Annotated in this window: 10 protein-coding genes and 1 pseudogene; 5 read left to right on the top strand and 6 right to left on the bottom strand. The window is 70.6% G+C overall.

Annotated elements, in window-relative coordinates; genetic code table 11:
- Positions 1–187 (bottom strand): annotated as a pseudogene (locus tag ACTWQJ_RS40225) (carbohydrate ABC transporter permease); the annotation flags it as partial.
- Between the two features lie 18 nt (positions 188–205).
- On the bottom strand, positions 206–1,102 hold the full coding sequence (locus ACTWQJ_RS40220) for a carbohydrate ABC transporter permease (protein ID WP_224736263.1): 897 nt from the start codon (positions 1,100–1,102) through the stop codon (positions 206–208).
- A gap of 165 nt (positions 1,103–1,267) precedes the next feature.
- On the opposite strand from ACTWQJ_RS40220, the gene ACTWQJ_RS40215 reads away from it, so the two are divergent.
- Positions 1,268–2,428, top strand: coding sequence for an ROK family protein (locus tag ACTWQJ_RS40215; RefSeq protein ID WP_443311384.1), 1,161 nt, complete (start codon positions 1,268–1,270; stop codon positions 2,426–2,428).
- A 100-nt stretch (positions 2,429–2,528) separates the two neighbouring features.
- Positions 2,529–2,714 (top strand): hypothetical protein, encoded by a 186-nt coding sequence (locus ACTWQJ_RS40210; protein ID WP_443311383.1) that lies wholly within the window; start codon positions 2,529–2,531, stop codon positions 2,712–2,714.
- 82 nt (positions 2,715–2,796) lie between these two features.
- Here the strand turns inward: ACTWQJ_RS40210 and ACTWQJ_RS40205 are convergent, their stop codons facing one another.
- Entirely contained in the window at positions 2,797–4,161 is a 1,365-nt protein-coding gene (locus ACTWQJ_RS40205; RefSeq protein ID WP_443311382.1) for a S1 family peptidase, read from the bottom strand.
- Positions 4,162–4,367: 206 nt separating this feature from the next.
- On the opposite strand from ACTWQJ_RS40205, the gene ACTWQJ_RS40200 reads away from it, so the two are divergent.
- Complete coding sequence (locus tag ACTWQJ_RS40200; RefSeq protein WP_443311381.1) at positions 4,368–5,546, top strand: MalY/PatB family protein; 1,179 nt, start codon at positions 4,368–4,370, stop codon at positions 5,544–5,546.
- Positions 5,547–5,571: 25 nt separating this feature from the next.
- Positions 5,572–5,958 carry a PPOX class F420-dependent oxidoreductase gene (locus ACTWQJ_RS40195; protein WP_443311380.1) on the top strand — a complete coding sequence of 129 codons (387 nt, stop codon included), beginning with the start codon at positions 5,572–5,574 and terminating at the stop codon, positions 5,956–5,958.
- An 11-nt stretch (positions 5,959–5,969) separates the two neighbouring features.
- Here ACTWQJ_RS40195 and ACTWQJ_RS40190 read toward each other — a convergent pair whose 3' ends face one another.
- From ACTWQJ_RS40190 to ACTWQJ_RS40180, 3 genes are all read right to left on the bottom strand, one after another.
- A complete protein-coding gene (locus ACTWQJ_RS40190) occupies positions 5,970–6,383 on the bottom strand; it encodes a Zn-ribbon domain-containing OB-fold protein (protein ID WP_443311385.1) in 414 nt (137 codons plus the stop codon).
- A gap of 162 nt (positions 6,384–6,545) precedes the next feature.
- The gene (locus tag ACTWQJ_RS40185) at positions 6,546–7,280 is read right to left on the bottom strand and encodes a TetR family transcriptional regulator (RefSeq protein WP_443311379.1); all 735 of its coding nucleotides are present in this window, start codon (positions 7,278–7,280) and stop codon (positions 6,546–6,548) included.
- 214 nt (positions 7,281–7,494) lie between these two features.
- A complete protein-coding gene (locus tag ACTWQJ_RS40180) occupies positions 7,495–8,184 on the bottom strand; it encodes an ANTAR domain-containing protein (protein ID WP_443311378.1) in 690 nt (229 codons plus the stop codon).
- Between the two features lie 131 nt (positions 8,185–8,315).
- On the opposite strand from ACTWQJ_RS40180, the gene ACTWQJ_RS40175 reads away from it, so the two are divergent.
- A partial coding sequence (locus ACTWQJ_RS40175) for a MarR family transcriptional regulator (RefSeq protein ID WP_443311377.1) occupies positions 8,316–8,595 on the top strand: 280 nt, incomplete at its 3' end.

The raw sequence follows: 8,595 nt of genomic DNA, 5'->3' as shown, positions 1-8,595 counted from the left end.
CGCCCAGGCCCGCGTTGGTGGAGAGCGCGGTGCGCAGGATCCAGTAGAACGGCAGCAGGGTGATGAGGACGATCAGGCCCATCACGGTCCAGGCGGCGGCCCGGCCGAGGGAGAACCTGCGCTTCAGCGGTCGTATGCCGGGCGGTGTCGTAGTCGTCGTGGCGGTCACGGTGGTCACGGCGGCCATGTCGGTGTCTCCTTTCCGTCAGCCGAGGTCGGTCCGGCCGGCCCGGGTGAGCCGGTACTGCAGGACGGTGATCGCGCTGAGCACGACGAGCAGGGCGACGGACATCGCCGAGGCGTAGCCGAACTGGAAGCGGCCGAAGGCGGATCCGTAGATGTAGAACTGGAGCACGTTGGTCGCGTTCGCCGGACCGCCCGCCGTGGTCACCGCCACGGTGTCGAAGACCTGGAACGAGCCGATCACCGTCATGATCAGCACGACCGCCAGCACCGGCCGCAGCAACGGCATGGTGATCCGCCAGAACATCCGCCACTCGCTCGCGCCGTCGACCCTGGCCGCCTCGTACATGTCGTTCGGGATCGCCTGGAGACCCGCGAAGAGGAGCAGGGCGGTGTAGCCGACGTGCCGCCAGACGTTGATCAGGGCGATGGTGGGGATCGCCCAGGTCTCGTCGGCGAGGAAGGGGATGCGATCGGCGCCGAGGGCACTGATGATCTCGTTGCCGATGCCGAGCTGGGTGTCCAGGATCCACAGCCACACGAGGCCGGCGACGACGTTCGACATCAGATACGGGGTGAGCACGATGCCCCGCAGCAGAGCCGACCGGGTCAGCCGCTGGAGCAGCACGGCGATGGCGAGTGCCGCCACCGTCTGTATGCCGATGTTGATGACGACGTACTCGACGGTGACCTTCAGGGAGTCCCAGAAGATCGGGTCGTGGATCATCCGGTCGTAGTTGTCGAGCCCCACCCACTCCGCGGGCGTCAGGAGATTGAAGCGGGTGAAGCTCAGATAGACGCCCCGCAGCGTCGGCCACAGCAGGAAGACCAGGAAACCCAACAGGGCGGGAGCCAGGAACACGGCCGCGAGACGGCCGTCACCTCGGCGTGTCGGCGGACTGCTGGAGGCGATGCTCATCGGGAGACTCCTCGGCTACGGCGGCTCATCCTCGGGCCACTTACTTTTGGGGCGAAAGAATCCATGCGTCAAGAGGCGTGCAGACATCTTTCTGATCCGGTCCGTTCGGTCTAATGTGGGGTTCATTACTTCCGTGGTGAAAAAATCTTGGGGAGTCGGGCCGTCATGACCGCAGGTACCGCCAGCTGGTTGCCGCTGAGTGCGGGGGAGCGCTCGGTGGCGATCGAGGTGCTCGTCCACGGCCCGCTGTCCCGCTCGGACCTCGCGCGCCGGCTGAGGCTCTCGCCCGGCAGCCTCACCCGGCTGACCAAGCCGCTGATCGAGTCCGGACTGCTGATCGAGGTCCCCGACGGCGGCGCGCCGGCCGAGGGCCGGCAGGGGCGTCCCTCACAGCCGCTGGACATCGTCGCCGAGTCCCGCTCCTTCCTCGGCTTCAAGGTCACCGAGGACATGGTGTACGGCGTCGTCACCACCCTGCGGAGCGAGATTGTCGCCCGCCATGACCGCCCGCTCACCACCCACGATCCCGGCGAAGTCGCCGATCTGCTCGGGGAGATGACCGCCGAGCTGGCCCACGCCCACCCCCGCCTCGCCGGCATCGGTATCGGTGTGGGCGGACTCGTCCAGGACCGGGCCGTGGTCGGGGAGTCGCCCTTCCTGCAGTGGCGCGACATCCCGCTCGCCGCCCTCGTCGAGGAGCGCACCGGGCTGCCCGTGGTCGTGGAGAACGACGTCGCGGCCTTCGTTGAGGCCGAGACCTGGTTCGGGGCGGGCCGCGGACTGGACCGGTTCGTCGTCCTCACCATCGGCGCCGGGATCGGCTACGGGCTGGTCCTGGGCGGCAGGCGCGTGCCGTCCGACGACGAGGACCGGGATTTCGGGCGCCGCTGGATCCTGGACTCCAACGGGCCCCTCACTCCCGACGGTGACCGCGGCAGCGCGGTCTCGCTGCTGACCATCCCCAGCATCCGCTACCAGATCCGGGCCGCCACCGGGCGCGATCGCAGCTACGAGGAGATCCTCGCCGGTGCCGCGGCCGGGGAGCCCATGCCCGCCCGAGTCGTCGACGAGGCCGCACGGGCCCTGGGCACCCTCGTCGCCCACATCGCCAACTTCGCGATGCCGCAGAAGATCCTCCTCGCCGGTGAAGGGGTCGGCCTGATGGATGTGGCAAGGAACACGGTGGAGGAGACGATCCGTGCCCGCAGGCATCCGCTGGCCACGCCGGTCGACCTGGAGACCAGGGTGTCCGACTTCCACGACTGGGCGCGCGGTGCGGCCGTTCTCGCCATCCAGGTGCTCGTGCTGGGCACGGCGGACGGGTGAACTCCCCGGCGGGTTCGGAGAGATGGACGTGATCAGCAACACTGCCCGATATGTCCGATTGGCTCGTGATTACTCACAACGCCTTCACGTCCGGCGCCGTATGCTTCACACCATGTCCACCACTGTTGAAGCCGCCACCGAGCGATCGGCCGCGGAGGTCAACGAGGAGATCCGGGCGCTGTGGCGCCGGGCGGGCGGGACACTGAGCACCGAGCAGCGCGAGGAGTACCAGCGCCTCGTCATGGAGTGGGCCGCCGCGACGCCGCAATCGGCGCAGGCCGCCTGACCGGCAGCCGGCACCGGCCGGCCCGGCCAGGGCCACGCCGGCCGGTGCTCCCCGGCCTGACGGCGCCTCGCATACCCCTTCGTCAACCCCACGTCGCCGAGTAATACCGCTGGTAGGCCTTGCGGTCCTGTTCCGTCCGGATCCACCGCGTGGCCACCAGCGCTATCAGGCTGCCCGCGATGATCAGCAGACCCGGGCCGACGTTCTTGGGGTCCGCGAGCCGGGACAGCAGCGCCGAGACGTCCTCGCCGGACACCGGAGCCGACGCCCCGGGCTCCGCCGCGTCCGGGGGAGCGATCGCGCTCTGGGTTCCCGAAGCGGAGGGTGCGGGAGAGGCGCCCTGCTCCGGCGTGGAAGTGATCAGGCGTACGCCGAGCGCGGACAGCGCCTGCCCCACCGGCTGGAAGAACGTCGTGCCGCCGGCGTTGCAGTCCCCGCTGCCGCCCGAGGTCACCCCGAGCGCGATCCCCTCGGAGAACAACGGCCCACCGCTGTCCCCGGGTTCGGCGCACACGTTCGTCTCGATGAGGCCGGTGACCGTGCCCTCGGGGTAGTTCACCGTGGCGTTGAGGCCGGTGACCTCACCGTCGCGCAGCCCGCTGGTGCTGCCGCTGCGGAACACCCGCTGTCCGACGGACGCTTCACCCGTGCCTGTGATCCGCACTCCCTGCCCGTCGCCGATGGCCACGACGTCGGCGCCTTGTCCGGCCCGGCCGTTCGCGTACTGGACGAGGGAGTAGTCGTTGCCGGGGAAGCTCCCGGTCACGGTCTTGCCCACCTGCTCGTTCCCCTGGTTGTCGGCGAACCAGACGGAACCGTTGGGGCCGCAGTGACCGGCGGTGAGAATGAAGTCGGTCTCACCGTCGGTGACGTTGAAGCCCGCGGAACAGCGCCCGGCGGTGGAGAGCATGGCCTGCGCGCCGTTGAGGCGTGTGGTGAAGGTGCCCTCGGTGCGCTCCATGCGCACGAAGCCGCCGATGCCGTCCGCGACGTCGGTCAACTCGGACCAGTCGGCGGCGGAGACGGTGCTGTCACCCTGTACCACCACCTCGTTCGACCGGTAGTCCAGCACCCATGCCGTGCCGGCCACCCGCGGCGCCGAACGCAGTGTCGCCGTCGCCGACTTCAGCTCACGCATGCTGTGCCGCACGACCTTCGCGGTCGCGCCGGCCCGCCGGACCTCGGCCGCGGCGTCCTCGTCGGTGACCGCGACGACCGGTCGCCCGTCGGAGCCGATCCAGGTTCCTGCCGTACGGGCGGTGCCGAGCCGCTCCACGAGGTCCGAGCCGGTGCCCGCGGCCGACCGGAGGGAGGCGTTCGGCACCCCCGGGGAGCCGGAGGGTTCGCTCGCCACGGCCTGGGTGACCATCCCCGCCCCGAGCAGAAGTCCGCCGACCGCCGCCAGCCGTGTCACTCGCCGGACGATCCGTCGTCGTGCGTGCCTCATGCATGGCTCCCGAACCCCGAACTCGCGGCTGCAACACCGCGGGGCACCCGGGTGGTTGAGCGCCCTCCCTCCATACGTGCCGGGACCCGGCCGCGTTCACCCGGAGGACGAACGGCTCAATTCGTTCGGTCGTGCGGGCCGCTCCTCGGCAGACGGTTGCCGGCCTCCCGATTCCCGGTCACACCACAGCGACCTATCTTGTGCCCATGACCAGGATCCTGCACGAACCGTCCGGTGAACCGAACCCGTTGCGCGCCCTGGGCCTCGAGCTCCTGCGACGCCGTACGAGCATGAAGTGGCGCACCTACCCCGACGACGTGCTGCCGCTGTGGGTGGCCGAGATGGACGTGCCGCTCGCCGAACCCGTCGTGCGCGCCGTCACGGACGCGCTCGCCATCGGCGACACCGGCTATCCCGCGGGCACCGCCTACGCCGAGGCGCTGGCCGACTTCGCGGAGAAGCGGTGGGGGTGGGCCGGGCTCGCCGTGGAGCGCACGGCGATCGTGCCGGACGTGATGCTGGGTGTCGTGGAGATGATCAGGCTGGTGACGGGGCCCGGGGATGCCGTGGTGGTCAATCCGCCCGTGTATCCGCCGTTCTTCCAGTTCGTGACGCACATGGACCGGCGGGTGGTTGAGGCTCCGCTCGGCCCCGACCTGCGGATCGACTTCGGCACGCTGGAGGAGACCTTCCGGCAGGCCGTGGCGGGCGGACGGCGGGCCGCGTTCCTGCTGTGCAGCCCGCACAACCCGACAGGCACCGTGCACACCGCCGCGGAACTGTCCGCCGTCGCCCACCTCGCCGAGCAGTACGACGTGCGCGTGGTCGCCGACGAGATCCATGCTCCGCTCGTCATCGCCGGGGCCGACTTCGTGCCGTACCTGAGCGTCCCGGGCGGCGAGCGCGGACTGTCGCTGATGTCGGCGTCCAAGGCGTGGAACCTCGCCGGGCTCAAGGCCGCCCTCGCCGTCGCGGGACCGGCGGCCGCCGCCGACCTCGCCCGGCTGCCCGAGGAGGTCAGCCACGGCCCCAGCCACCTCGGCGTCATCGCCCACACCGCGGCCCTGCGCGAGGGAACCGCCTGGCTGGACGCCGTACTCGCGGGCCTCGACGACAACCGGCGCCTGCTTGCCGACCTGCTCGACGAGCACCTGCCCGCGGTCGACTACCGGCCCGGCGAGGCCACCTACCTCGCCTGGCTGGACTGCCGCGCGCTCGGCCTCGGCGACGACCCGGCAGACGTCTTCCTGCACCGCGGCCGCGTCGCTCTCAACTCCGGGATCCCCTTCGGCGTGGGGGGCGTGGGGCACGTACGGCTGAACCTGGCCACGTCACCGGAGATCATCACGGAGGCGGTACGGCGGATGGCCGCCGCGCTGGGGTGAGCCGGGCCTGCCTACACTTCCGGCCATGGACGACTCGTCACTGGACCGGCTCGGTGCCGGCAAGTACCTGCTGATCACCAGCTACCGCAGGAACGGCACCCCGGTCCCCACCCCCGTCTGGGTGGTCGCCGACGGTGACGCGCTCGGCGTCTGGACGGTCGCCGACTCCTGGAAGGTCAAGCGGATACGGAACCGCTCGGACGTTCTCGTCGGCCCCTGCGACCTGCGCGGCAACCCCACCGGCGACCAGGTCCCGGCCACCGCCGAGATCACCGACCCGGCGACCACGGCACGCTATCGGCAGCTCATCGCCCGCAAGTACGGCGTCGTGGGCCGCCTCACGCTGCTCGGCAGCCGACTCAGGCGCGGACCGAACGGCACCGTGGGGATCCGCGTGACGCTGACCGGCTGACGGACGGTCCGTCAGGTCCAGGCCCGGTACGGCTCGTCGAGCAGCTGGAACACCGGCTCGCCCCGCACCGGGTCCTTGGCCGTGGACAGCCGTACCCGGTCCCCGCTGTGGATGCCCACCGGCGGGCCCATGACGCGGCCCCGCACCACGAACCCCTCGGACATCTCGATCAGGGACACATTGCGCGCCGCAGGCGTGTTGCGGTGCACGACCGTGCTGTGGCGGACCGTGCCGATGCCCCCGCTGCGTTCCGTCCGCAGATCACTGCCCTGGCAGACCGGACACAGCAGCCGGTGGTACATGGCAGTGCCGCACCATGTGCAGCGCTGGTAGAGCATCGCGTCCGTGTCCTGGGCCGTGGGGTCGAGGACGCCCGCCGCGGAGCCCGATGCCTGCTGAGTGACGCTTCCTGAGTGGTGGTACACGCTGGTCAACTCCCTGCGCTCGGCCGGAGATCCGCGTGCACGCCGCACCGTGCACGCGGGTGCGCGGTTCGCCGTGCCACCGTGCACGGCCACAGCGTATGGCACTGAGTGTCACTCGTAAAGACACTCCGTACCCTCAGTTTCTGCGACCCGTCGTCGGGATCAGTCGCGGGTCAGCGTGGATTCGATCTCCTGCACCACACGCCACAGCGGCGCCCCACGCCGGGAGACGACGACCACCACGTCCTCGGGCCGCTCGTCGGCCGGGGGCGGGGGAGCGGTGCCGAAGGCGGACTGGACCAGACCCAGTGCGTGGTCCATCGCGGCGGTCGCGTCGCCCTGCCCGTCCGAACGCAGCCAGGAACGCAGGGCGTTGTTGTGCGCCGCGACCACCGCGGCCGCGATCACGTCGGCCCGCAGGTTCCCGTCGCGGCGGCTCGCGAAGCGCGCGCGCAGGTACTCGGCGAGGGCGCGCTCGTAGCGCCACACCACGGACAGTTCGTACGCGCGCAGGCCGGGCACCTTCTTGGTGAGCCGGTAGCGCTGCACGGAGAAGGCCGGGTTCTCGGCGTACAGGCCCAGCACCAGGCGGGCCGCGTCGCAGACCCGCCCGACCGGCTCCTCGTCCCCGGTGCTGGCCGCGAGGAAGGCCGTCATGTCGGCCAGGCACCGTTCGTGGTCGGGGAAGACCACGTCCTCCTTGGAGGGAAAGTAGCGGAAGAAGGACCGCCGCCCGACTCCCGCGAGGGCCACGATGTCGTCGACGGTGGTCTGTTCGTAGCCTCGCTCCAGGAAGAGCTGGAACGCCGCCGCGACCAGGGCTTCCCGCATCGGCGGCTTGGCGTCCGCCGCCCGTGCCTTGGCGTCTCGGCCGGGGGCCGTGCTGCTGGAGCTCATGGACGGAAACTAGCACCCGGGCTGGTGTGATGGCACTCAGTGCATCGATCTCAGGGAACTGAGTGCCGTGCAAGGGGGTCGCGCAGCCCGGCGTGGCGGGGTACCTCCCCCACTCTCGGCTTCGCTCGAGCGGGGGGACCCCCATCGCCCACCTGTGCCGCCCTGGGGTCCCCCCAGGCCCTTAAGGCACTGGGGGAGGCACGACTGCCCGCAGCTACGGCGACAGTCGCGCCACGGCCGCGGCCACCTCGTGCTGCACCGTTTCGGGCAGCGGATCCCCCTGTACGGCGGTCACCAGGTCCTCGGCCAGGCGATGGAGCTTGGTGTTGGTGTGCTGCGACACCGTCACCAGCACCTGCCAGGCGTCCTGCGGGCTCAGACCGAACGTGGCCATCAGCACCCCGCGGGCCAGATCGATGGTCGGCCGGGTCTGCATGGCCCGGCGGAGCTGGACGACTTCGACCCCCAGGGCGTGCTCGCCGTCTCCGTCGCCGTCGGAGTTCTCGGGCCCGGGCATGAACAGCGGCAGAGTGCCCGTCAGGGTGAACAGCCGCTCGGCGCCGGGCCCGACGGAGCAGATCGTCACCGTCTTGCCCTCGGCCACGGCCTGTTCGCGGAGGCCGAGCAGGACGTTGAGCGCCGAGCAGTCGCAGAAACCGACACCGCTCAGGTCCAGGTCGATGCCCTCGGCCGCCGCCCCGAGGGCGTCGCGTAGGGCGGCCCGCAGTTCGTCGTCGACCTGCAGACCCAGCTCCCCACGTACCACCACGACCGTGCGGGCGCCGTCGGGGCGGGTGTCGATCGACAGTGCCCGCGGCCGCAGCGCCGCGGAGGTGCCGTCCGCCCCGGTGCGGGCGGAGAGTTCAGCTGTGGGGGGCCGCGGGGAGAACGGAGACTCCGGCATGACCGATGCTCCCTCGGATTTCCTGCCTGCCGTCGTCTCCAGAGTCTTCGCCTACCTGGAAGACGTCAAGGGATACATGAAACGACTTTCGCGTTTTGATATGCGGGAACGCTCGGTCGTATGGTTGGAGCATGGGTGGAGTGCCTGAGCCGCATACCGGATGGACCTTCCTCACCAATCACGCCCGTGTGCTGGCCGCCATCGCCGATGACCACAACGCCCGCGTGCGCGACATCGCGGCACACTGCAGGCTGACCGAGCGCGCCGTGCAGAAGATCATTGCTGATCTGGAGCAGGCCGGATATCTGTCCCACACGCGTGCGGGGCGCAGCAACACGTACCGCATCGAGCCGGGCAAGGTGCTGCGTCACCCGGCCGAGTCGGGGCTGACCGTGGCCTCCCTGCTCACCC

Origin of the sequence: Streptomyces sp. KR55 (assembly GCF_052245645.1) — a bacterium.
Lineage (GTDB): Bacteria > Actinomycetota > Actinomycetes > Streptomycetales > Streptomycetaceae > Streptomyces > Streptomyces flavusporus.
The sequence above is the reverse complement of the archived record's forward strand: the minus strand, read 5'-3'. Positions and strand labels throughout refer to the sequence as shown.